Below are 20,662 nucleotides of genomic sequence, written 5' to 3'. Positions count from 1 at the left end.
TATATTAAGTACAGCTTATGTAACTTCAGAATCTTTCACTCCGCTGAACTAGCGCGGCGCCTGCGCGGACCCGTAGCGTCGTCTTCGTGATTCTTCCCTTTCTTACAGGTATCGGCAGCGGGCTCTCTCTCATCGTGGCGATTGGTGCGCAGAATGCCTTCGTGCTGCGTCAGGGTATTCGGCGGGAACACGTGCTCCCCGTCGTGCTGATCTGCGGCCTGACCGACGCACTTCTCGAGACCCTCGGCATCGCGGGAATCGGGCTTGTCGTCGAGCGGGCCCCGCTCGTGCTTGAGATCGTTCGCTGGGGCGGTGTCGCGTTCTTGCTCTGGTACGCGTATTCTGCGGCGCGGAGATCCCTGAAACCTGAGGTGCTGGTTGCGGGCGGCCAAGGAGAGCCGCGGTCGCTGAAGAGCGTCGTGCTCGCCTGCCTCGCGATCACCTACCTCAACCCGCACGTGTACCTCGACACTATGGTGCTCATGGGGTCAATCGGCAACGCCCAGGGGGACCCAGGCAAGTGGTGGTTCGCGCTCGGTGGTGCTGTCGCGAGCATCGGCTGGTTCTTTACGCTCGGCTATGGCGCCCGCGCCCTCACGCGCTTCTTCGCGACCCCTCGCTCGTGGCAGATTCTCGATGGTGTTGTGGCCGCAATCATGCTTGTTATTGCTGCGAGGTTGGCGTTCGGTGGGATCTAGCGTCGACTCGAAGTCCCTGTGCGCCGCGAGCACTGCCGCGGTGTGCGGCTCAGCAAGCTATTCCGCGAGCAACCCGATCAGCTCATCGACGTCTGCCTCGGTCGTGTCCCACGCACACATCAACCTGTACAGGCCGCGCTGTGTTGGCCAGGCGCCGAAGGTGAACCGGCGCTGAGCGCGCTCGGCGACGGCCTCGGGAAGCTCAACGAACACGGCGTTTGACTGGACCGGGAACGCGATTCGCACTCCCGCTGCCGCAGACTGCTCGATGCCAGCAGCGAGGCGAGCTGCCATCGCGTTCGAATGAGTTGCCGACCGGAGCCACAGGTCGCCGCCATAGAGGGCATTGAGCTGGGCCGAAGCGAAGCGCATCTTCGATGCGAGCTGGAGGTTGATCTTGCGCAGGTAGTCGATACCAGCTCCTGTTCCCTGCCGGAGGAGCACGACGGCTTCGGCCCCCAGCCCGCCACTCTTCGTCGCACCGAGGCTGAGCAAATCGGCACCGGCGTCGCTGGAGATCGAGGCGAGGCTCGTGCCGAGGTGCGCGGCGGCAGCGCCGATCCTGGAGCCGTCGATGTGCAGCAGCATGCCGTGCTCGTGGGCGTGATCGGCGAGCTCCCGGATCTCTTGAGGCGTGTAGCTCGTGCCAAGCTCTGTGGTCTGTGAGATCGTCACCGCAAGGGGCTGCGCGCGGTGCTGCGACCCCCACCCCCAGGCCTCGCGATCCACGAGCTGGGGAGTGAGCTTGCCGTCAGGGGTGTCGACCTGCAAAAGCTTCAGCCCACCCGTCTTCTCGGGTGCTCCTGTCTCGTCGGTATTCACGTGTGCCGTTGTGGCGCAGATGACTGCGCCCCATCGTGGGATCGCTGATTGGAGTGCGAGGACGTTGGCTCCCGAGCCGTTAAACACAGGGAAGATCTCGGCCTCCGGACCGAACAGCCTGCGGGCGTGGCCCTGCAGCTCGGACGTCCACGGGTCCCCGCCGTAGGCGACTGCGTGTCCGACGTTGGCGGCTGCGATCGCCTCCATGACCTCGGGGTGAACGCCTGCCCAGTTGTCTGAGGCGAATGCGTGTGGGTGGGCTGCGAAGGAATCGGTCACCCTTTCACCCTAAACCCATGGAGACGTCGAGACCGGCTTCCGCGAACCGCGCAGAACCCACCGAATGCAATCGGCTGTAGGTATGCCGCTCCCCGGCGATCCGGACAGATCTTCTGCAGATACAAGGCGTGGCGGTCGGACCTGCCGAGCCCGTGAGCACTCGCCGATGTCCGACCCGCACCGTAGGGTCAGAGCGACGCGAGATATCAAGGAGGCTCATATGGCGCTGAACTCACTCCCTGTGCGCTGGGTCGAAGAGCATCCGCAAGCGCCGGCAGACCGTGAGGCGTGGTTCGCTCAGGTCCCGGCGGTGAGGCAGCTGCTTGAGGTCGGCATTGAGTTTGGACCCATCACTGTCTTTGTTGGCGAGAACGGTGCGGGCAAGTCGACAATAGTTGAGGCCATCGCCGCGGCGTACGGACTGAACCCCGAGGGTGGCACACACAACGCGAGGCACTCAACGTTCGCGAGTGAGTCTCCGCTTGAGTCTCACCTGCAGCTTGCGCGAGGCGCTGGGGCATCGCGTAAAGGGGTGTTTCTGCGGGCGGAGACGATGCACAGCCATTTTGGGTACCTGTATGAGATTGAGTCGGCAGACAGTGGCCCACTTGGTCGCCACAACTATCAGAGCCATGGCGAGTCCTTTCTTGAGTATCTGGGAGCTCGTGAGCGCGTGCGTGGCTTGTGGGTGTTCGACGAGCCTGAGTCAGCGCTCTCCTTCACGAACTCGCTCGGGCTGCTTGCGCGTATGAGTGAGCTTGCGGCGAACGGGTCGCAGGTCATTCTGTCCACGCACTCGCCGGTACTCGCGGCTGTGCCGGGGGCAGACATTTATGAGCTCGGTGAGTGGGGAATGCGGCGGTCGAGCTATGACGACCTTGAGATCGTCGACGCCTGGCGCAGGTTCATGGCAGCGCCAGACAGGTACCTGCGGCATCTCGAGTAGCGCTCAGCAGAGTCTCAGGTGATGGACTGGCGTGAAATGACGACAGCGATTAAACTTGAGTCATATCGACTCAGGTTTTCTGGCCGGCCGCGGGTGCCGGTCGTGCCGCTCATCACGAAAGGACATCATGCAGGCAAATTGGCAGCCAGCCGAAGGCGAAGGCAAGGAAAGCGCGCTCGAGCAGTTCGGCGTGAACCTCACCGAGGTGGCGCGCTCAGGGAAGCTTGACCCTGTCATTGGACGCGACAGCGAGATTCGTCGCGTCAGCCAGGTGCTCACCAGGCGCACCAAGAACAACCCAGTACTTATTGGCGAACCAGGCGTTGGGAAGACCGCCGTCGTCGAGGGGCTCGCCCAGCGCATCGTCGCCGGCGACGTGGCCGAGTCATTGAAGGGCAAAGAGCTCATCTCGCTCGATATCTCCGCGCTCATCGCTGGCGCAAAGTACCGTGGCGAGTTTGAGGAGCGCATGAAGGCCGTGCTCGCCGAGATCAAGGAGTCTGACGGCCAGATCATCACCTTCATTGACGAGCTCCACACTCTCATGGGGGCCGGTGGCGGGGAGTCGTCAGTCGCAGCGTCGCAGATGCTCAAACCCATGCTGGCGCGTGGCGAGCTGCGGCTGATCGGCGCGACAACGCTCGATGAGTACCGTGAGTACATCGAGAAGGATGCAGCGCTTGAGCGGCGCTTCCAGCAAGTCTACGTTGGCGAGCCATCTGTCGAAGACACTGTGGCTATTCTGCGCGGTTTGAAGGAGCGCTACGAGGCGCATCACAAGGTGACGATCGCCGACTCGGCCCTCGTCGCTGCCGCGTCGCTCTCGAACCGCTACATCACAGCGCGACAGCTGCCCGATAAGGCTATCGACCTCATCGATGAGGCGGCGTCTCGGCTGCGCATGGAAATCGACTCTGCGCCGCTCGAAATCGACGAGCTACGGCGCGCCGTTGATCGCCTGAAGCTCGAGGAGCTCGCGCTCAAGAAAGAAAAGGACGACGCGTCGAAGGAGCGCCTCGCGAAGCTTCGGGCTGACCTCACTGAGAAACAGAACGAGCTTGCTGGGCTCGAAGCGCGGTGGGAGCGCGAGCGTGCCACTCTGAACCGGGTTGGTGAGCTCCGCGAGAAGCTCGATCACAAGCGAATGGACGCGGAGCGCGCGCAGCGTGAGGGCAACCTTGAGCGCGCCTCGAAGCTCCTCTACGGCGAGATCCCGGTCATTGAGAAGGAGCTTGCTGAAGCGGAGCGCGAGGAGCTGCAGGGGGCGGCTGGACCGGACGGTGAGCCGCGCATGGTGAACGAGCAGGTGACTGACGAGGACATCGCCGGAGTTGTCGCGGCCTGGACCGGTATCCCCGTCGGGCGTCTGATGCAGGGCGAGACCGAGAAACTGCTCGCGCTCGAGCACGAACTCTCGAAGCGGGTCGTCGGCCAGGAGGAGGCCTCGCGGGCCGTCGCTGACGCTGTCCGCAGGACGCGTGCGGGCATCGCCGACCCCAACCGCCCAACGGGCTCGTTCTTGTTCCTTGGACCAACTGGCGTCGGCAAGACTGAGCTTGCGAAGGCTCTTGCCGAGTTCCTGTTTGACGATGAGCACGCGATGGTGCGCATCGACATGAGCGAGTACGGCGAGAAGCACTCGGTGTCCCGCCTCGTCGGTGCCCCTCCAGGCTACGTTGGCTACGAGCAGGGGGGTCAGCTTACCGAGGCCGTCAGGCGGCGCCCCTACTCCGTGGTGCTCCTCGACGAGGTTGAGAAGGCACACCCCGAGGTCTTCGACGTGCTCTTGCAGGTGCTCGATGACGGCCGCCTCACTGACGGACAGGGGCGCACGGTTGACTTCCGTAACACGATCCTTATTCTCACTTCGAACCTGGGGAGCCAGTACCTTGTTGATCCAGACATGTCCTGGACCGAGAAGGTTGCGGCCGTGCAGGAGACGGTGCGACGTGCGTTCAAGCCAGAGTTCGTCAATAGACTCGACGAGATGGTGATCTTCCATCCGCTCTCCGTCGACGCGTTGGGGCAGATCGTCGAGATCACCATCGACAGGTTGCAGGCGAGGCTCGCTGAGCGCCGCCTCACGCTCGCGGTCACTCCCGACGCCCGAGCTTGGCTTGCGGAGCGTGGTTACGACCCGATCTACGGTGCGCGCCCGCTCCGGCGGCTCGTGCAGCGTGAAATCGACGATCGGCTCGCTCGGGGGATTCTGGGCGGGGAGATCCGCGATGGCGATGTCGCAAGGATTGACGTCGCACCGGGCGGCGAGGGTCTCGAGCTGCTGCCAGGCACGGCGGCGTAGCAGTCAGTCAGAGGCCTGTCACAACGCGAAGTTGTGGCAGGCCTCTTGCTCTGCGTCGTCTGGGGGAGGTCGGCGCGACAACCGCGAGTGAAAAATCACAAAACGGTAACGGGATTCGATAGGGTGAGTGGCACGCGCAACGCAGCGCGGAGACAGGAGCCCCACTTGTATCGCATGTTTAGCACTTCGGGCGGCCTGATCTCAGCACAGACAGGGCCCGTCAGCCGGCGCGGGGCGCGGACGGCGCTGCTCGCCGCCGTCTTCGTCGTGATGCTCGTCACCGGCCTAGGAACCAACCCATATGCGGCGAGCGCCAGCGTGCTGCAGCTCCACGGCGCGCTCAGCAGGGTGGAAGACTTCGGGATCATCTCGCACCGTGGCGCGGCAGCACTCGCGCCAGAGAACACGCTCGCGGCGATGCGGATCGCGTTTGAGCAGGGCGTCGACTTTGTCGAAGCCGACTTGCACCTCACGGCTGACGGCGTCCCGGTGCTCATGCACGACCCGACGGTTGACAGGACAACGACGGGCACCGGAGCCGTCGCGAACCTCACACTGGCACAGATCCAGGGACTCGACGCCGGATCTTGGTTTGACGGCGCATTTGCTGGCGAACGGGTACCAACGCTCGAGGCGTTCCTCGACGAGCTCGCTCCAACGAACAGTCGTGCCCTCATCGAATTGAAGGGAACGTGGAACGACGAGCAGGTTGCTGGGGCGGTGGCGATGCTCGACGCTCGATACCTGATGAATAGAGTCGCTTTTGAGTCGTTCGAGGTTGATAATCTCGAGCGCCTCGCCGCGCTTGCACCTGACTACGCCCGGGTGATGCTCACCCGGGAATGGGATCGGCCGACGCTCGACCTCGCTGCGTCTCTGAATATCTCGGCGATCGGCGCTCGCGTGAGCGTGTTCGAAGCCGACTTCGGGCTCGTTGATGAAGCCCGAGTGCTCGGGATCGGAACTATGGTGTACACGCTCAATACCGCGAAACAGTGGAAACAGGCGCGCTCGCACGGGATCGACCTGATGATCACCGACGACCCGGTCGCGCTCGACAGCTGGCGGCGCTCTCAGAGCGAGACGGTGTAGCGTCACAGAGGGTGCACACATGCGCCGCTGACGAAGGAGCAACATGGTTACGAGAGTCCCCATCGGTCAATCGGCACTCGAGGTCGCGCCGCTCGCCCTCGGTGCGAATGTGTTCGGCTGGACGGCAGACCGCGACGCGTCGTTCGAGGTGCTCGACGGCTTCGTACGGGGTGGCGGAGACTTCATTGACACGGCTGACGGCTACTCCGCCTGGGTTCCCGGGAACACTGGTGGCGAGTCGGAGACGCTCATCGGGGAGTGGCTGCAGGCTCGCGGCACCCGTGACCGCGTGACCATCGCAACGAAGGTCTCGACGCATCCAGAGTTCTCGGGCCTTGCGGCCGCGAACGTTCGAGCGGCGGCAGACGCGTCGCTTGCTCGCCTACGGACAGACATGATCGATCTCTACTACGCGCATTTTGACGACGCCGACACGCCGCTCGAAGAAACCGTCGCCGCGTTTTCAGAGCTCGTTGACGCTGGCAAGGTGCGCGCGATCGGTGTCTCGAACTACACAGCCGAGCGCGTCACCGAGTGGTTCGAGATTGCCAGGGCTGGTGGCTATCACCTTCCCGTCGCGTTGCAGCCGCACTACAACCTGCTTGAGCGCGACTTCGAGAGGAACGGGCTCCGCGACGTTGCAACGGACGAGAATCTCACAGTGTTCCCGTACTTCGGGCTCGCCAAAGGGTTTCTTGCGGGCAAGTATAGGGACGCCGCCGCCGCTGAGCAGGCAGGGGCGAGCCCCCGTGCGGGGCAAGCCGTCAGCTATCTCGACGACCGCGGGCGCAGTGTGCTCCAGGCGCTCGACGCGATTGCGGAGCGCGAAGGCGTTGAAGTCGCGAGTGTGTCGCTAGCATGGTTGCGGCAGCAGCCGACGGTTGGAGGGCCGATCGCGAGCGCCCGCACAACGGGTCAGTTGGCTGCGCTCCTCGCGTCGATGAACCTCGAACTGAGCGATGAGGATCTGCGCGCGCTGAGCGCAGCCGCTGCGTAGAGGCGTCTCCCGCCCCCTGAACGCGAAGAGCCGCCAGCACCCGAGTGGGGTGCTGGCGGCTCTTCGCTTGGTTCGGAAACCTACCGGGGCTGGCCCGGTGCTATTCTGCGGTGCCGTAGAGACGGTCACCCGCGTCGCCGAGACCCGGAACGATGTACGCGTTCTCGTCGAGACCCTCGTCGAGCGCGCCAAGCACGAGTGTGACGTTGCGGTCGCCCGCGGCCTTGCGCATCGCCTCGACGCCCTCGGGCGTTCCCAGGATGCAGATCGCGGTGATGTCGTCGGCGCCGCGCGCGAACAAGAAGTCAATCGCTGCGGCGAGCGAGCCGCCTGTCGCGAGCATCGGGTCGAGCACGAAGCACTGGCGGCCAGCGAGCGAGTCGGGCAGGCGCTCGGCGTAGGTCGTCGGCTCAAGGGTCTGCTCGTCGCGGACCATGCCAAGGAACCCGACCTCTGCCGTCGGCACGAGCTTCACCATGCCCTCGAGCATGCCGAGGCCCGCGCGCAGAATCGGGACGATGAGCGGGAGCGGCTCGCTGAGTCGCACCCCGGTCGTCTTGGCGACAGGGGTTTGGATCTCGAGGGGATCGACGCGCACCTCACGGGTTGCCTCGTAGGCAAGCAGCGTCATGATTTCTTCGACGAGAAGGCGGAACGTGGGCTGCGGCGTTTTCGCGTCGCGCAGCACCGTCAGTTTGTGTGTGATCAGTGGATGATCTGCAACGAAGACTCGCATACGCCTATTCTATTGCCGTGACCACCATCCCTCCATCACCAGACGAGCTTGCAGCGATGGAACGCGCGCTCGAGTCAGCTCGCGAGGCCGCAGCGGCGGGGGAGATCCCTGTAGGGGCGGTGATCCTTGGCCCTGACGGGACAGTGATCGCGGCAGGTCGGAACGACCGCGAAGCGAACACAGACCCGACGGGTCACGCTGAGGTGATCGCCATCCGTGCCGCGGCCGCCGCGCTCGGCGACAGGATCCTCGACGGGTGCACGCTCGTCGTCACTCTTGAACCGTGCGTGATGTGCGCCGGGGTCATCCTCGCCGCTCGGGTGCCGCGGGTCGTGTTCGGGGCGTGGGACGTGAAGGCCGGCGCTGTCGGGAGCGTGTACGACCTGCTGCGCGACGGCAGGCTGCCGCACCCTGTCCCGGAGGTTACTGCCGGTGTGCGGGCGGACGAGTGCGCTGCCCTCCTCGAGGCGTTCTTCTCGGAGCGTCGCTAGCGGGGCTGCCGCGCCACCCCTGCGCCCGAGCACATCAATCTCTCGAGTGCACACCTTGAAACCCACATCGAGGATGTGGGTTCGCGAAGTTGATGTGTCGAAAGCTGCGGGCCTACGAGATGGCGACAGGCTCGTCCGCGAACGACACTGAGACGGGATCACCCGCAGCGTATGCCGTGTCTGCGCCGTGCTGGGCCGCGATCGTCGTGCCGTCGTGGAGTTCGACAACCGTGCGCCTGATCGATCCGAGGAACCCGCTCGACACGACTGTGCCGCCAGCACCGTCAGCACCACCGGCACCACCACCGGAGTCCGCCCCCGGCCGCGTGACCATCAACCGCACGTGCTCCGGCCGGACGTACGCCGTCACTGCAGTGCCTGCGTCGGGAATCGAACCCGCCTGCCCGAGCACAGGGATCACCGCGCCCTGCACACGCACGACCGCACCGTCTGGGCGTACGTCGAGCACACCCGTCACCAGGTTCGAGAGGCCAACGAAGTCGGCGACGAACGGAGACGCTGGCCGCCGGTAGAGCTCCTCCGGGGAACCGAGCTGCGCGATCCTGCCCGACTCCATCACCGCGACTCTGTCTGAGATCGCGAGCGCTTCCTCCTGATCGTGCGTGACGAAGACGGTGCTGATGCCGAGCTCGGTCTGGATCGCCCGGATCTGCTCGCGCAGCCGAACGCGAACCTTCGCGTCGAGCGCCGAGAGCGGTTCGTCGAGCAGCAAGGCGCGTGGCCGCGTCACGAGCGCCCGAGCGAGCGCGACGCGCTGCTGCTGGCCGCCGGACAGCTCGTGCGGAAACCGCTCGGCGAGATGATCGAGGCCGACGATCTCGAGGACTTCCCCAACGCGTCGCGCGCGTTCGGCCCGGTTGACGCGCCGCATTCGCAGCCCAAACTCGACGTTTCGCGCGACTGAGAGGTGCGGGAACAGGGAGTACTGCTGAAACACCATGCCGATGTCGCGACGGCTGACGGGAACGTTGGTCACGTCGTCGTCGCCGAGCATGATCCGTCCGCTCGACACCTGCTCGAGCCCGGCGATGCATCGCAGCGCCGTCGTCTTTCCACAGCCCGACGGGCCGAGCAGGCAGACGAGCTCGCCAGGTTCGAGCGCGAGGTCGACACCGTGCAGCACTGTGGTCGAGCCGTAAGACTTGGTCACCCCCTCAAGGCGGACTGGTGACGGGGTAGCGGTGGGGTTAGCGGCCACGGCCAGACTCCTTGAGATGGGGCGCACGCGTTGCGACGTGCGCGCGGGTGGGACCGGGGATGGTGCGCGGGCGTCGACGCCGGGGCGGGCCGCCCGTCGCGCTCACGATGAGCAGCAGCACGAACGCCCCGACGAGCGAGATAAGTGCGACCGCCACCGCGACGAAGGGGTCTGACTTTGAGACCTGCAGGAGCGCGGTCTGCAGGGTGACCCGGTTCAGCAGCGACGACACGGTGAACTCACCGAGCACGATCGCGATCGTGATGAGCGAGGCGGCGAGGAGCCCCCGCCGCACCCCGGGGGCGATGACGCGAACGAGCACTGTCGTCCAGCCCGCACCGAGGGAGCGCGCTGCCTCGGCGCGGACTCGCGCGTCCATTCCGGTGAGGTCGGAGGCGATTGCCCGGTATGCGAACGGCAGCACGAGCACGCCGTAGGCGAGGGCGAGCGTCCACACCCCCGATCCGACGGCCTGACCGATGACCCTGTAGATCGGCGCGAAGCCGACGACGAGCACGATGGCCGGGATCGCGATCGGCAGCACTGTGAGGAGGTCGAGCGCGCGCTGCAGCCGCGGGAACCGGAGGTGCACGAGCACGATTGTCGGAAAGAACAGCACGAGCACGATCCCGAGCGAGATCACGGCGAGCAGCAGCGAGTTCTGAATCCCCTGCGCGAGCACGCGGTAGCCGCGGGCCTTGTCAGGACCGACGAGAGCCGCCCAGTGCGAGAGGTCGTGTCCACCGGCGGTGTTGCGCAGGGTGAACTCGAGCATCGCGACGAGCGGGATGAGAAACACAAGGCCGATGGCGGCGACGACGAGCCGCGCAACGGTGGGCGAGGGGCGCCCGGGGATGCCCGCGCTCATCCCTGCCACCGAGTCGTGCGGGCCATGAGGCGGCCGTAGCCGAGCATCACGATCGTCATGATGACGATCATGCCGAGTGCAAGCACGCCCGCGTTCGACGCGAGCGAGGCGCCAGTCTCGCCGATGAGCGAGGCGCGAATCTTCAGTGGCACGATCTGCGAGCCCTGGCTGATGAGGGCCGCGGCCGTCGCGTACGACGAGAAGGCGTTCGCGAAGAGCAGCAGCAGCGAGCCGAGGAACGCGGGGGTGAGGATCGGGATCCCGACACGTAGCCAGTAGCTCACGCCGCGACCGCCGAGGGTCGCGACGGCCTCAGCCCAGCCTTGGCGGAGCGCGAGTACCGCCGGGAGGAACGTGATGACCATGAGCGGCACCTGGAAGTACAGGTACGGGAGCACGAGGCCCGGCAACTCGTAGAGCCAGACCCCGTCGGCGTAGATGTCGGTTCCGAGTCGCTCGCGGAGGAGAACGGTGATGAGACCTTGGCTCCCGATCGTCGCGATGAAGGCGAAGGCGAGCATCACGCCGCCAAACTGTGCGAGCACGGAGCTTGCGGAGTCGACGACGCGCCGCAGGGGGCCCTGCTCGGGGAGCGCTGCGAGCGCCCAGCAGAGGACCGCGCCAACGACGGCGCCGGCGATAGCGGTGATCGCGCTCAGCCAGATGCTCGCCCAGAAGGCCGACAGGGTCTCGGGCGCGAACAGTACGGGCAGGTTCGCGAGGGAGAGATTGCCGTCTGACACGAACCCTGATCCGACGGCGACGACCGTCGGAACGAGGAGGAACAGCAGAACGTAGGCGCCGAACGGAAGGAGGCCGAGCGCCGCGAGGAAGTTGCGCATGAGGAGGGCGGAAACGCGTGGGCCTGTCCGCCGGGCCGAGCGCGGCGGACAGGCCAATGCACTACTTGACGACCGCGGCCCAGCGCTCGGCGAGCAGCGCGTTCGCGGCGTCGGTCTGCGCCTGATCGGGCGAGACCCAGTCCTCGGAGCTCGTTCCGAAGCTCACCTGCTCGATGAGTGACTCGTCGACTGAGCCGGCTTCCTTGAGCGCGTCGATCCTGACAGGTACCGCATTGCCCTCAAGGAACAGCGCCTGCGCCTCGTCCGAGAAGATCCACTCCTGCCACAGGCGGGCAGCGGCGGGGTGCGGTGCGTCGGCGTTGATCGCCTCGTTGTAGAACGAGACATAGACGGGGCCGTCGAGCACGGTGGTCTTCCAGCTCGGCTTGCCGTCGGCGGCCGCGATGTTATTGAACGACCAGTCGAAGACCACCGGGGTCTCGCCGGAGGCGATCGTCGCGGGGGTCGGGTCGACTGTCAGGAAGTTGCCAGCGTCACGGAGCTGCTGTGCGAAGTCGATGCCCGGGCCGAAGTCGTCGACGCCCCCGCCGTTCAGCGCAGAGATCGATCCCACCGCGGCAAACGCCGCACCCGCCTGCGTCGGGTCGCCGTTGAGCGCGACCGCACCCTTGAACCCTGACCCGAGCAGGTCGTCGAGCTTCTTGGGCTCCGAGAGCTTGTCCGCGTCGTAGCCGATCGACATGATGCCCGAGTAGTTGTTCACCCAGAGGCCGGTAGCTTCCTTGTTTTCCGCAGGGATCTCGTCCCACTTCTCGACCTTGTAGGCGGCGAACTTGTCGGTGTTCGCGAGCGCGACCGCGGCTCCGAGATCGAAGACATCGGGTGCGGTGTCCTGACCCTTGAGGTTCTCGGCGGCCTGGATCTCCTCAGCGCTCGACGCGTCGGGCGAGGCGGAATTCACGGTGATCCCGTACGCCTCCTCGAAACCGGCGATGATCTTGCCGTAGTTCGCCCAGTCCTCCGGCAGCGCGACGACGTTGAGTTCACCCTCGGCCTTCGCAGCCTCAATGAGCCCGTCCATGCCGCCGAAGTCGGCTGCGCTTGTGGCAGTGGCCGCGTCGACTGAACCGGCCGCGTCACCGCCCTCAGCCGAAGCGCCCGTCGAGCACGCCGCGAGGCTGCCGGTGAGCGCGAGAACGCCGGCAGCGAGCGCGGCACGGCGGTAGAAGACACGTGAAGTCACAGTGAGCCTTTCGTTAGCGTCGCGGGATGCTCCCGGGCGGCGCGTGTGCCGTCCCGATCCTGAACTTCCCGATCTGACGCGTCAACGATAGAAAGGCGCAGCGAACGCGGGCTCACGAGTTCGTTGACGCTCGGTAAACGGGCGGCAAGCGTTCTCGAAACTCCTCGTAGTCGAGGCGTTGCTAGCGTCCGCGCCGCTCCCGCATCGTCACCCGGAGGCCCGAACCGATGAGACGCCTCACGAGTTCGTGCCCGCTGACGTGTGTGGCGCCGGCAGCAACGAGCTCGGCGTGCCGCTCCGCTGGTACGTCGTAGTGGTCGTGGTCGAACCCTCGCTTGGGGATACCGTTGGCCGCGGCGAACGCGTGCAGTTCTGCGAGATTGTCGTCGCTCACGAGGTGGGCCCACAGCGTGCCGTGTGCCGGCCAACTGGGGTCGTCAATGAGCACCATGGTGCTAGTCGGAGGACAGCATGACGATCGAGCTCGTCGTCGGTGTCGGCAGATTGGGGTCGAGCCACACATCGGGTTCGATATAGATCACGCGCGCCGCTGGAACCGCTTCGCGGACACGACGCTCCGCCATGTTGATGATGACTGAAACCTCAGACATCGTTGTGCTCGCAGGGAGCGAGACCTTCGCGGCGACCATGATCTCATCGGGGCCGAGATACAGGGTCTTCATGTGGATGATCCTGTCGATCTCTTTCGCGTCCGCGAGAGCGAGTTGGATCTTCTTCACGTCTTCTTCGGTTGCGCCTTCGCCGACGAGCAGGCTCTTGGTCTCGAGCCCGATGATGACGGCGACCGCGATGAGGAGCAGACCAATGAGGATCGTCGCTGCAGCGTCGAAGAATGTGTTCCCCGTGATGACCGTGAGGCCGACGCCGATGAAGGCGAACGTCAGGCCGGTGAGAGCGGCGAAGTCCTCGAGCAGGATCACCGGAAGCTCTGGCGACTTCGAGCGGCGAATGAACGAGAGCCAGGTCGACTTGCCCTTCAGCGGCCTGCTCTCCTTGATCGCGGTGCGCAGCGAGAGGCTCTCGAGCACAATCGCGATCGCGAGCACGGCGAGGGGCAACCACCACATCTCGAGGGTGTGCGGATCCCTGATCTTTGAGATGCCCTCCCAGATTGAGAAGAGACCGCCGACCGAGAACAGCACGACAGCGACGATGAAGGCGTAGACGTAGCGCTCGCGGCCGTACCCGAACGGGTGCTCGCGGTCGGGCGCGCGCTTCGCCTTGCGGCCGCCGATGAGGAGAAGGAGCTGGTTGCCTGAGTCGGCGAGCGAGTGCACGCCCTCCGCGAGCATCGCCGATGAGCCCGAAAGCGCCCACGCGATGAACTTCGTAATGGCGATACCAACATTCGCGAGGAGCGCCGCGATGATCGCGCGCTTGCCACCTTCACTGCTCATTGTGCCTCCTGGGTTGAATGCCCTTCGGCCTCAAGTGTATGCGGAGCCACATGCTTTGCCAGGAGTCACTCGGCAAGCCCCAGGAACGTTGCCCTCGATCTTCAGTACTTCACTCGCCACCTGTCAGCGGCCAATGAGATCGGCGTGCGTGCGATTTCTTGAGACTCGCTGAACAAGCGGAGCGTGATGTCGGGCAGACTGGACATATGACGACGCAGCCAGAGACCGCAACGCTTCCCCGCACAGCAATGATCGGAGTCGGCTCGATGGGCGGAGCGATCCTTTCGGGCCTCCGCAATCCCGACGTGGACATCGAGCTTCCCATCACCGTGACAACGAACTCGGCGGCGAGTGCCTCCGAGTTCGATGGCGCCGCCGACGTGGTTGCATACGCGGCTGAGACAGACGCTGACGCGAACCGGATTGCAGTGCGAGATGCCGAGCTCGTGATGCTCGCGGTCAAGCCCTGGATGATCGCGGGCGTTGCGAAAGACATCGCGTCCGAGATCGCTCCAGGAACAATCGTGGTGAGCGTCGCTGCCGGGGTGTCATGCGAACAGATAGAGGCAGAGCTTCCAGGCGCGCAGGTCGTGCGTGCGATGCCGAACACTCCCTCGCACCTCGGACGCGGCGTCACCGGCGTCGCCGGAGGAGAATCAGCGTCGGCTGAGGCCGTCGAGGCCGTCAGGCAGTTGTTCGAGACTGTCGGCGACGTGATTGTCGTGCGCGAGGATCAGATCAACGATGTCGCTGCGGTGTCGGGATCTGGACCCGCCTACGTCTTCCTGTACGTCGAGGAGATGACGGCGGCGGCAATCCGTCGCGGATTCACCCCCGAGCAGGCGCGAGTACTCGTGAACGGAACAGTGTCGGGCGCGGCCGAGCTTCTCGTGCAGAGCGGTGAGGATCCCGCACAGCTGCGCCGCAACGTGACGAGCCCGAAGGGAACGACTGAGCAAGCAGTGTTCGTGCTGCAGGACGCAAACTGGGGCGAACTGTTCGACAGGGCGCTCGCCGCAAACGTTCGCCGCTCGGAGGAGCTGCAGCGGGGCGAGTAGCGGGTCAGGCGGGTGGGCGCCGGCTGTGTCGCCGGAGCTGTCTCCCGCTGCCTCCGGCCCGACCTCAGGCCCGACCTCCGTCGTGTTGTTCGCCGGTTCCTATGGGATCTGCACACGATATGCCAGTCCGGTCGTGTTCTGGCATTTCTTGTGCAGATGACAGGTGGTGTGCGGGCGGGCGTACCTAACCGATCGTCGCGAACCGCTCGACGTCAGCGGCGGTTCCCGACACGATAATGAGGTCGTGTCGCGAGATCATGGTGTCTTGCGTCGCGTGGGTGAATGGCTCGCCCGGGGTCTTTACTCCGACGACCGTCACCCTGTACCGGGTGCGCACGCCGCTCTCGCGCAGCGTGCGGCCGCGGACTGACCGCGGAGGGTACATTTTCGCGATGACGTAGTTGTCGTCGAACTGGATGAAGTCGAGCATCGCCCCCGAGAGCAGGTGCGCGACTCGCTCGCCAGCCTCGCGCTCCGGGTAAATGACGTGGTTTACGCCGATGCGCTCGAGAATCTTGCCGTGCGAGTGCGAAATCGCCTTTGCCCAGATCTGCGGCACCCCGAGATCGACGAGGTTCGCGGCGATGAGCACGCTCGACTCGATTGAGGCGCCGGTCGCGACAACCGCGATCTGAAACTCGTCGGCGCCGATCTGCTGCAGCGCCTCCATTGATCGTGCGTCGGCCTGCACCGCGTGGGTCACGCGATCGGACCACTTCTGCACGAGCTCTGCATTGCTGTCGACGACAAGGACCTCGCGGTCCTGCCTGTCGAGCTGGCCAGCAGTTGAGGCGCCAAAGCGCCCAAGCCCGATCACGATGACGGGCGCATCACTTCGAATATCAACCAACGATCGGCCTTTCCTCTGGGAACCTGAAGAGCCGCGACCTGCTTGTCGCAGCGACGGCGGCAGCGAGGGTAACGGTGCCGACACGGCCCGCCCACATCGTCGCCGCAAGAACGTACTTGCCGGCGTCTGGCAATGCCTCGGAGAGGCCGGTGCTCAGCCCACACGTGCCGAACGCAGAGATCACCTCGAACAGCGTCTCGTCGAGGGTCGTGCCTGCGATGTGCATGATGGCTGTTGTCGAAATGAGCACGATGGTCGCGCCCCAGATGAGCACGGACACGGCCACTCGGAGTACCTCTGTCGGGATCCTCCTGCCAAACGCCTGCATGTCTTGGTAGCCGCGGGCCTCCGCGTAGGCGGCGAGGAACAGCACGGCGATTGTGGTCACCTTGATTCCGCCGGCGGTCGAGGCGGAGCCGCCCCCGACGAACATCAGCATGTCGATAACGAGCCGCGTTGAGCCGTTCATCTCCATGGGGTCGATGATGCCGAGGCCGCCCGACCGCGTCATGATCGACATGTACCACGCGTCGTACAGGGTGCGGCCGACTGGCTCAGCGCCGAGCGTCGCCGGGTTATTCCACTCGAGCGAGGTGATGAGCAGCCAGCCAAGAATGACGAACACGAGTGTTGTCGCGAGCGTGAGCTTCGCGTGCAGGCCGATGTGGCGGCGCTTCTCTGACCCCTTCACCACATACCTGTACAGCGCGAAGATCACTGGGAAGCCGATGCTGCCGAGGAAGACGCCGAGCGCGAGCACTGTGAGTAGGTAGTAGTCGCCAAGGTACGGCTCGAGCCCACCCGCGAGTGGGACGAAGCCCGTGTTCGTGAAGGCGGAGGCAGCGAGGTAGAACCCGTTCCACAGCGCATGCCAGAGGTCCATGCCGTCGGCCATCAGCCTGGGGGTGATGAGCAGCGTCAGACCGGCCTCGATCACGAGGAGGCTGATCGCGACAGCCGAGAGGAGCCCGCCGATATCGCCGAGACCAACTGCCTGGCTCTCGGAGGCGCCGCGAGCAGTGCGGTTCGGGTTCGTGTCGCTCGCGACGAGGAGCCGCTGCCGCAGACCGAGTCGGCGGGTGACAGTCAGGCCGAGCAGGCTTGCGATGGTGAGAACGCCGACGCCGCCGATCTGAATGCCGAGCAGAATGACGATCTCGCCGAAGAGTGACCAGTGCGTCGCCATGTCAATCGTAGAAAGGCCCGTGACGCAGATCGCAGATACCGCGGTGAACAGCGCATCAGCGAGCGGTGTGAGTTCGCCTGACGCGCTTGAGATAGGGAGTGCGAGCAGCGCCGTCCAGATAGCTACGAGGCTCGTAAAGACGAGGATCGCGAACCGGGCAGGGGTGGTGTGCACGAGCGCATGAAACCACGACGGCCTATTCCCCTGAAAGGGAGCCCTGTTCGTCAGTGCGCTTGAGCTCACTTCTCCTTCTTTCAGCGAACGGTTGGGGTCAATGTTGTCATGCTACACACTGGTCGGGATACCCTGGTGTCTATGCCAGACATTTTCGGAGTGATCGCAGACGCGACCAGACGTGACATCTTGCAGGTGCTGCTCGATCGTCATGTCGACGATGCCGAGATGAGCGTCTCCGAGATTGTCAACCAGCTTGAGATCAGCCAGCCTACAGTTTCGAAGCACCTGAAGGTGCTCCGCGACGCCGAACTCGTCACGGTTCGCGAGGAGGGGCAGCACCGGTTCTACTCGCTGAATGCCGAACCGCTCGAAATGGTCGAGGACTTCGTGATCCCGTTCCTGTCGGCCGGATTCGAGACTGAGGTAACCGTCGAGTACCTCGATGGCAATGGTTCTTCGCTCACGGGTCCCGCCGGGCTGCAAGACGACGAGCCTGTGCTGCCAGAGGAGGCGGCGAGCGCGGCGGAGCGCATCGGGCGCGCGGCGGCTGTCGCCGAGCACCGAGTGAAGGAGCTCGTCGCGCGGTTTAAGCTGCGAGAGTAACCTGCCAGTTCGCGCGAGCGAGCTTGGCGTTGTAGACTGTTGATCTTGTGGGCCACGTTACGGTTAGGCCCCGTACGGCCCGAGAGACGTGAGGTAACTGATGGGTTCAGTAATCAAGAAGCGCCGCAAGCGTATGTCCAAGAAGAAGCACCGCAAACTGCTTCGGAAGACTCGCCACCAGCGTCGCAACAAGAAGTAGTTTCTACTGAACAGCGGCCGGCAACGAATTACTTCGTTGCCGGCCGCTGTTTCGTTGCGGGCGGCTTCTCAGGTCTGCGTGATCAACCCACGCACGACCTCGACCGCCGCTGGGCCGTCCAGCGCCGGGTAGCCATCCCATGTGCCGCCGCCGATAGTCGCCTCGACACCAGGCACCCACACGGTTGTTGCGGTGGCCCCGGCGACCGCGGTGCCGAGTGTGAGCGAAAAGGCGACGCCCCCTGTCGAGGTGACCCAGGTGTCGTCGATCACGACGCCTCCCTCGGTCTGTGCGACCAGGCTCGGGTCCGGCGCTTCTGCGTCACGTTCAACGGGCGCGAGTTGCACGGATACCGATCTAATGTTCGCTGGGTCGAGTTCGCCATCGGCCGTCTCCCATGAACAGCTGACGCCCCATTCATCAACGACGTTTGCCTCGTTGGGGACGAGTCCTTCGATGTAAGGCTGAACCGCGGCCTCAACCTGGGAGCACGACGATACGTGCTCGAAGCTGAACTGCGGCTCGGGCGGCTCAGACGGGCCTGGGCCTGCTGGGGTGCCAGAGTCAGTGCCGGGAGTTCCGCCTGCGCCGGCTGCGGCACCGCAGCCGGTGAGGAGCACGAGCGCGGCCGCGGTCACGGAGAGCTGGATAGGTCTGCGCATGTCACCCAGGCTAGCCAACACGGTCGTGCCGATGCGAGCCCTGGAGTGGAGCGCGACGACGGGGCCCGGCTCCTCGGCCTAGACTTGCAGCGTGGAACCAGTTCGCATCACCCTCATCGGTAAGCCAGGCTGTCACCTCTGTGACGACGCACGGGACGTCGTCGAGCGGGTGCGCGCTGAGCTCGCTGCTGACGGCGTCGCCACCGAGCTTGCAGAACTGAACATTCTTGAGGACGCCGAGTTGGCGCGCCTGCACTCGGAAGACATCCCCGTGGTACGCATCGGCGACAGGCGCCACGCGATCTGGCACGTTGACGCCGAGAAGTTCGAGACTGCGGTCAGGCGTGCCGCCGGGAACAAGAAACTGTTCTGGCGGCGCTGACCGGCCAGGCGCACCCTAGCTCAGCATCATACGTCGCGCTCGACCACTCAGGTCGCGCGCCCCCACTAGTTGAAGGAGACCCCGTGACTGTACGCCATATTGTGAGCTGGAAGATGAATGGCGAGACCCAGGAAGACCGGGCGCGCCAGGCTGCGGAGATCGCTGAGGCGCTCCGCCCGCTGCCAGAGACCGTGCCAGGCATTCTGTCGCTCGAGGTGCACCTCAACGCCTACAACGCTGACGCGAACTGGGACCTCGTGCTCGTCAGCGACCACGAGGATCTGGCCGCACTCGACGTGTACGCGACCCACCCCGACCACCTCGCCGTCGTCGCTCTCGTCAAGGAGCGCGCTGCAGGTCGTGCCGGGGTCGACTTCGAGGTCTAAGTCATGAGCGCGGAGCCGCGGCCGCAGCAGATTCACCTGAGCTCGGCGCTCGCGCAGCGGATCGTTGACGAGCTCGCGCCGGCTATTCAAGAGAATCTGAACCTCATGGATGCCCAAGGGTTCATTATCGCCTCAAGTGATGCGACGCGTGTGGGAACGATGCATCCCGGCGCCCGGGAGGCTGCGGCAACGAACGCGGCCGTCAGCGTGTACGCCGAGACGGTGCGGTCGGGTGAGCGGCCGGGAGTGAACCTTCCGCTTGAATACCGCGGCACGGTGATCGGGGTTGTTGGAGTCACTGGCACCCCCGAAAAGGTGCAGTCGCTGGCTCCTGTGCTCGTGCTCACCATCGCGCTCTTGTTTGAGCGTGAATCTGAGCTCGCCGGGGAGTCTCGTCGAGATGCAGCCGACCGCGACGTGCTCGCGCGGCTCGTGTACGGTTCGCGGCCGCTCGACGCGATCGGTTCGCTCGGTCAGCGCGCGCCTGCGCTGGCTGGCCCGTGGGTGCTTGTCGCGGGCATGGTTCCAGCCGCGGCAGTTGGCGGAGTGCCGGGCGCCGCGGTATTCGACTCGGCGCGGGTCGCGCGACTGCGCGGGGCCCTCGGGCCGTACGTTGTCGTTGGCGCGCTACGTGGCGTGCTGTGGGTGCTGGCGAGTGATGTCGAGCGCGCCACCGATAGTCGGAGCGCCGCGGGCTCAGGGGCGGGCGCTGCGCTCGCCGAGCGAGTCAGCGCGCTCCTGCCTGGGGCCGCCGTTGTCTACGGCAGTGTGTGTCACAGCGAGACCAAACTTGCGGTCGAGGCAAACCAGCTTGCCGCTCTCTCAGCTCAGCGCACGACGTGGCTGAAGCCAGGCGTGCGCGCTGCGAGCTCTCACCTGCTGCACCTCGCGGCAGCACAGCTGCCGGCGACGCTTACGGAAAGCCTTGTCGGCCTGCTGCAGGATCTGAGCGCGGGCGAGCGCGAAACGCTTGGGGCCTACCTCGCGACAGGGACTGCTGCGGAACTCTCGCGCTCTGGGTATACCCACCGCAACACAGTTCGGCGTCATCTTCTGACTGTAACCGAGCGCACCGGCTTTGACGTGCGAGTTCCAGAGCAGGCGGCAGTGCTCGCGCTTGCGCTCGCAGCTCAGCGGGCCGCGGGGGAGGCGAGCGCAAGTACGCGCTGACTCACTACCCCACTCGAAGTGGTGCATAGTGCACCAGTCGCGTGCGCACTTTAGGTAATCATTGGTGCGCTATGC

At 65.1% G+C, this 20,662-nt stretch carries 23 protein-coding genes; 12 read left to right on the top strand and 11 right to left on the bottom strand.

The window, feature by feature from the left end; translation table 11 throughout:
* Positions 1 to 86: 86 nt before the first annotated feature.
* Complete coding sequence (locus ACF07D_RS05600; protein ID WP_119282728.1) at positions 87 to 698, top strand: LysE/ArgO family amino acid transporter; 612 nt, start codon at positions 87 to 89, stop codon at positions 696 to 698.
* A 57-nt stretch (positions 699 to 755) separates the two neighbouring features.
* On the opposite strand, the gene ACF07D_RS05595 is transcribed toward ACF07D_RS05600, so the two are convergent.
* On the bottom strand, positions 756 to 1,799 hold the full coding sequence (locus tag ACF07D_RS05595) for a low specificity L-threonine aldolase (RefSeq protein WP_119282729.1): 1,044 nt from the start codon (positions 1,797 to 1,799) through the stop codon (positions 756 to 758).
* A gap of 220 nt (positions 1,800 to 2,019) precedes the next feature.
* Between ACF07D_RS05595 and ACF07D_RS05590 the strand changes: the two genes are divergently transcribed.
* From ACF07D_RS05590 to ACF07D_RS05575, 4 genes are all read left to right on the top strand, one after another.
* Entirely contained in the window at positions 2,020 to 2,745 is a 726-nt protein-coding gene (locus ACF07D_RS05590; RefSeq protein ID WP_255808475.1) for an AAA family ATPase, read from the top strand.
* 127 nt (positions 2,746 to 2,872) lie between these two features.
* On the top strand, positions 2,873 to 5,047 hold the full coding sequence (locus ACF07D_RS05585) for an ATP-dependent Clp protease ATP-binding subunit (RefSeq protein WP_391504217.1): 2,175 nt from the start codon (positions 2,873 to 2,875) through the stop codon (positions 5,045 to 5,047).
* 174 nt (positions 5,048 to 5,221) lie between these two features.
* Positions 5,222 to 6,139 (top strand): glycerophosphodiester phosphodiesterase family protein, encoded by a 918-nt coding sequence (locus tag ACF07D_RS05580; RefSeq protein ID WP_119282871.1) that lies wholly within the window; start codon positions 5,222 to 5,224, stop codon positions 6,137 to 6,139.
* A gap of 43 nt (positions 6,140 to 6,182) precedes the next feature.
* Positions 6,183 to 7,136 carry an aldo/keto reductase gene (locus ACF07D_RS05575; RefSeq protein WP_391504216.1) on the top strand — a complete coding sequence of 318 codons (954 nt, stop codon included), beginning with the start codon at positions 6,183 to 6,185 and terminating at the stop codon, positions 7,134 to 7,136.
* A gap of 100 nt (positions 7,137 to 7,236) precedes the next feature.
* Here the strand turns inward: ACF07D_RS05575 and upp are convergent, their stop codons facing one another.
* Positions 7,237 to 7,872, bottom strand: a complete 636-nt coding sequence (gene upp / locus ACF07D_RS05570; RefSeq protein WP_119282733.1) for a uracil phosphoribosyltransferase — start codon at positions 7,870 to 7,872, stop codon at positions 7,237 to 7,239.
* Positions 7,873 to 7,889: 17 nt separating this feature from the next.
* Here upp and ACF07D_RS05565 point away from each other — a divergent pair, with 17 nt between their 5' ends.
* Positions 7,890 to 8,363, top strand: a complete 474-nt coding sequence (locus ACF07D_RS05565) for a nucleoside deaminase (RefSeq protein ID WP_391504215.1) — start codon at positions 7,890 to 7,892, stop codon at positions 8,361 to 8,363.
* Between the two features lie 112 nt (positions 8,364 to 8,475).
* Here the strand turns inward: ACF07D_RS05565 and ACF07D_RS05560 are convergent, their stop codons facing one another.
* The 6 genes from ACF07D_RS05560 to ACF07D_RS05535 all read right to left on the bottom strand — a co-directional run bounded on the left by ACF07D_RS05560 (position 8,476) and on the right by ACF07D_RS05535 (position 13,914).
* On the bottom strand, positions 8,476 to 9,582 hold the full coding sequence (locus tag ACF07D_RS05560) for an ABC transporter ATP-binding protein (RefSeq protein ID WP_391504214.1): 1,107 nt from the start codon (positions 9,580 to 9,582) through the stop codon (positions 8,476 to 8,478).
* Positions 9,572 to 10,450 (bottom strand): ABC transporter permease, encoded by an 879-nt coding sequence (locus ACF07D_RS05555; RefSeq protein WP_391504213.1) that lies wholly within the window; start codon positions 10,448 to 10,450, stop codon positions 9,572 to 9,574. The genes ACF07D_RS05560 and ACF07D_RS05555 overlap by 11 nt, the downstream gene beginning before the upstream one ends.
* Entirely contained in the window at positions 10,447 to 11,292 is an 846-nt protein-coding gene (locus ACF07D_RS05550; RefSeq protein ID WP_391504212.1) for an ABC transporter permease, read from the bottom strand. Before ACF07D_RS05550 ends, ACF07D_RS05555 begins: the two co-directional genes overlap by 4 nt.
* A 61-nt stretch (positions 11,293 to 11,353) precedes the next feature.
* The gene (locus ACF07D_RS05545; RefSeq protein ID WP_391504211.1) at positions 11,354 to 12,496 is read right to left on the bottom strand and encodes an ABC transporter substrate-binding protein; all 1,143 of its coding nucleotides are present in this window, start codon (positions 12,494 to 12,496) and stop codon (positions 11,354 to 11,356) included.
* 181 nt (positions 12,497 to 12,677) lie between these two features.
* Positions 12,678 to 12,947 carry a DUF4031 domain-containing protein gene (locus tag ACF07D_RS05540; protein WP_391504210.1) on the bottom strand — a complete coding sequence of 90 codons (270 nt, stop codon included), beginning with the start codon at positions 12,945 to 12,947 and terminating at the stop codon, positions 12,678 to 12,680.
* A 4-nt stretch (positions 12,948 to 12,951) separates the two neighbouring features.
* Positions 12,952 to 13,914, bottom strand: a complete 963-nt coding sequence (locus ACF07D_RS05535) for a cation diffusion facilitator family transporter (RefSeq protein ID WP_119282740.1) — start codon at positions 13,912 to 13,914, stop codon at positions 12,952 to 12,954.
* A gap of 206 nt (positions 13,915 to 14,120) precedes the next feature.
* Between ACF07D_RS05535 and proC the strand changes: the two genes are divergently transcribed.
* On the top strand, positions 14,121 to 14,972 hold the full coding sequence (gene proC, locus ACF07D_RS05530) for a pyrroline-5-carboxylate reductase (RefSeq protein ID WP_391504209.1): 852 nt from the start codon (positions 14,121 to 14,123) through the stop codon (positions 14,970 to 14,972).
* Between the two features lie 184 nt (positions 14,973 to 15,156).
* Here the strand turns inward: proC and ACF07D_RS05525 are convergent, their stop codons facing one another.
* Entirely contained in the window at positions 15,157 to 15,822 is a 666-nt protein-coding gene (locus ACF07D_RS05525; RefSeq protein ID WP_119282741.1) for a TrkA family potassium uptake protein, read from the bottom strand.
* The gene (locus ACF07D_RS05520; RefSeq protein WP_255808468.1) at positions 15,815 to 17,182 is read right to left on the bottom strand and encodes a TrkH family potassium uptake protein; all 1,368 of its coding nucleotides are present in this window, start codon (positions 17,180 to 17,182) and stop codon (positions 15,815 to 15,817) included. Before ACF07D_RS05520 ends, ACF07D_RS05525 begins: the two co-directional genes overlap by 8 nt.
* A 141-nt stretch (positions 17,183 to 17,323) precedes the next feature.
* Between ACF07D_RS05520 and ACF07D_RS05515 the strand changes: the two genes are divergently transcribed.
* On the top strand, positions 17,324 to 17,788 hold the full coding sequence (locus ACF07D_RS05515; RefSeq protein ID WP_119282743.1) for a helix-turn-helix transcriptional regulator: 465 nt from the start codon (positions 17,324 to 17,326) through the stop codon (positions 17,786 to 17,788).
* Positions 17,789 to 17,888: 100 nt separating this feature from the next.
* A complete protein-coding gene (locus ACF07D_RS05510) occupies positions 17,889 to 17,987 on the top strand; it encodes a 30S ribosomal protein bS22 (RefSeq protein WP_005504750.1) in 99 nt (32 codons plus the stop codon).
* A 68-nt stretch (positions 17,988 to 18,055) separates the two neighbouring features.
* Here the strand turns inward: ACF07D_RS05510 and ACF07D_RS05505 are convergent, their stop codons facing one another.
* A complete protein-coding gene (locus ACF07D_RS05505; protein ID WP_119282744.1) occupies positions 18,056 to 18,649 on the bottom strand; it encodes a hypothetical protein in 594 nt (197 codons plus the stop codon).
* Between the two features lie 91 nt (positions 18,650 to 18,740).
* On the opposite strand from ACF07D_RS05505, the gene ACF07D_RS05500 reads away from it, so the two are divergent.
* From ACF07D_RS05500 to ACF07D_RS05490, 3 genes are all read left to right on the top strand, one after another.
* Positions 18,741 to 19,031 (top strand): glutaredoxin family protein, encoded by a 291-nt coding sequence (locus tag ACF07D_RS05500; protein WP_391504208.1) that lies wholly within the window; start codon positions 18,741 to 18,743, stop codon positions 19,029 to 19,031.
* Between the two features lie 83 nt (positions 19,032 to 19,114).
* Positions 19,115 to 19,417 (top strand): Dabb family protein, encoded by a 303-nt coding sequence (locus ACF07D_RS05495; RefSeq protein WP_391504207.1) that lies wholly within the window; start codon positions 19,115 to 19,117, stop codon positions 19,415 to 19,417.
* A gap of 3 nt (positions 19,418 to 19,420) precedes the next feature.
* Positions 19,421 to 20,587, top strand: a complete 1,167-nt coding sequence (locus ACF07D_RS05490) for a CdaR family transcriptional regulator (protein WP_391504206.1) — start codon at positions 19,421 to 19,423, stop codon at positions 20,585 to 20,587.
* Positions 20,588 to 20,662: the final 75 nt, after the last annotated feature.

It is taken from the genome of Leucobacter sp. NPDC015123, from assembly GCF_043080205.1.
In the GTDB taxonomy this organism is placed as follows: Bacteria; Actinomycetota; Actinomycetes; order Actinomycetales; family Microbacteriaceae; genus Leucobacter; species Leucobacter aridicollis_A.
The sequence above is the reverse complement of the archived record's forward strand: the minus strand, read 5'-3'. Positions and strand labels throughout refer to the sequence as shown.

What these genes read in the sequence shown, in the direction of transcription:
- ACF07D_RS05590 (WP_255808475.1), top strand. Translation starts at nt 2,020, where the DNA reads ATGGCGCTGAACTCACTCCCTGTGCGCTGGGTCGAAGAGCATCCGCAA.
- ACF07D_RS05585 (WP_391504217.1), top strand. Translation starts at nt 2,873, where the DNA reads ATGCAGGCAAATTGGCAGCCAGCCGAAGGCGAAGGCAAGGAAAGCGCG.
- ACF07D_RS05580 (WP_119282871.1), top strand. Translation starts at nt 5,222, where the DNA reads ATGTTTAGCACTTCGGGCGGCCTGATCTCAGCACAGACAGGGCCCGTC.
- ACF07D_RS05575 (WP_391504216.1), top strand. Translation starts at nt 6,183, where the DNA reads ATGGTTACGAGAGTCCCCATCGGTCAATCGGCACTCGAGGTCGCGCCG.
- upp (WP_119282733.1), bottom strand. Translation starts at nt 7,872, where the DNA reads ATGCGAGTCTTCGTTGCAGATCATCCACTGATCACACACAAACTGACG.
- ACF07D_RS05555 (WP_391504213.1), bottom strand. Translation starts at nt 10,450, where the DNA reads ATGAGCGCGGGCATCCCCGGGCGCCCCTCGCCCACCGTTGCGCGGCTC.
- ACF07D_RS05550 (WP_391504212.1), bottom strand. Translation starts at nt 11,292, where the DNA reads ATGCGCAACTTCCTCGCGGCGCTCGGCCTCCTTCCGTTCGGCGCCTAC.
- ACF07D_RS05540 (WP_391504210.1), bottom strand. Translation starts at nt 12,947, where the DNA reads ATGGTGCTCATTGACGACCCCAGTTGGCCGGCACACGGCACGCTGTGG.
- ACF07D_RS05535 (WP_119282740.1), bottom strand. Translation starts at nt 13,914, where the DNA reads ATGAGCAGTGAAGGTGGCAAGCGCGCGATCATCGCGGCGCTCCTCGCG.
- proC (WP_391504209.1), top strand. Translation starts at nt 14,121, where the DNA reads ATGACGACGCAGCCAGAGACCGCAACGCTTCCCCGCACAGCAATGATC.
- ACF07D_RS05515 (WP_119282743.1), top strand. Translation starts at nt 17,324, where the DNA reads ATGCCAGACATTTTCGGAGTGATCGCAGACGCGACCAGACGTGACATC.
- ACF07D_RS05510 (WP_005504750.1), top strand. Translation starts at nt 17,889, where the DNA reads ATGGGTTCAGTAATCAAGAAGCGCCGCAAGCGTATGTCCAAGAAGAAG.
- ACF07D_RS05505 (WP_119282744.1), bottom strand. Translation starts at nt 18,649, where the DNA reads ATGCGCAGACCTATCCAGCTCTCCGTGACCGCGGCCGCGCTCGTGCTC.
- ACF07D_RS05490 (WP_391504206.1), top strand. Translation starts at nt 19,421, where the DNA reads ATGAGCGCGGAGCCGCGGCCGCAGCAGATTCACCTGAGCTCGGCGCTC.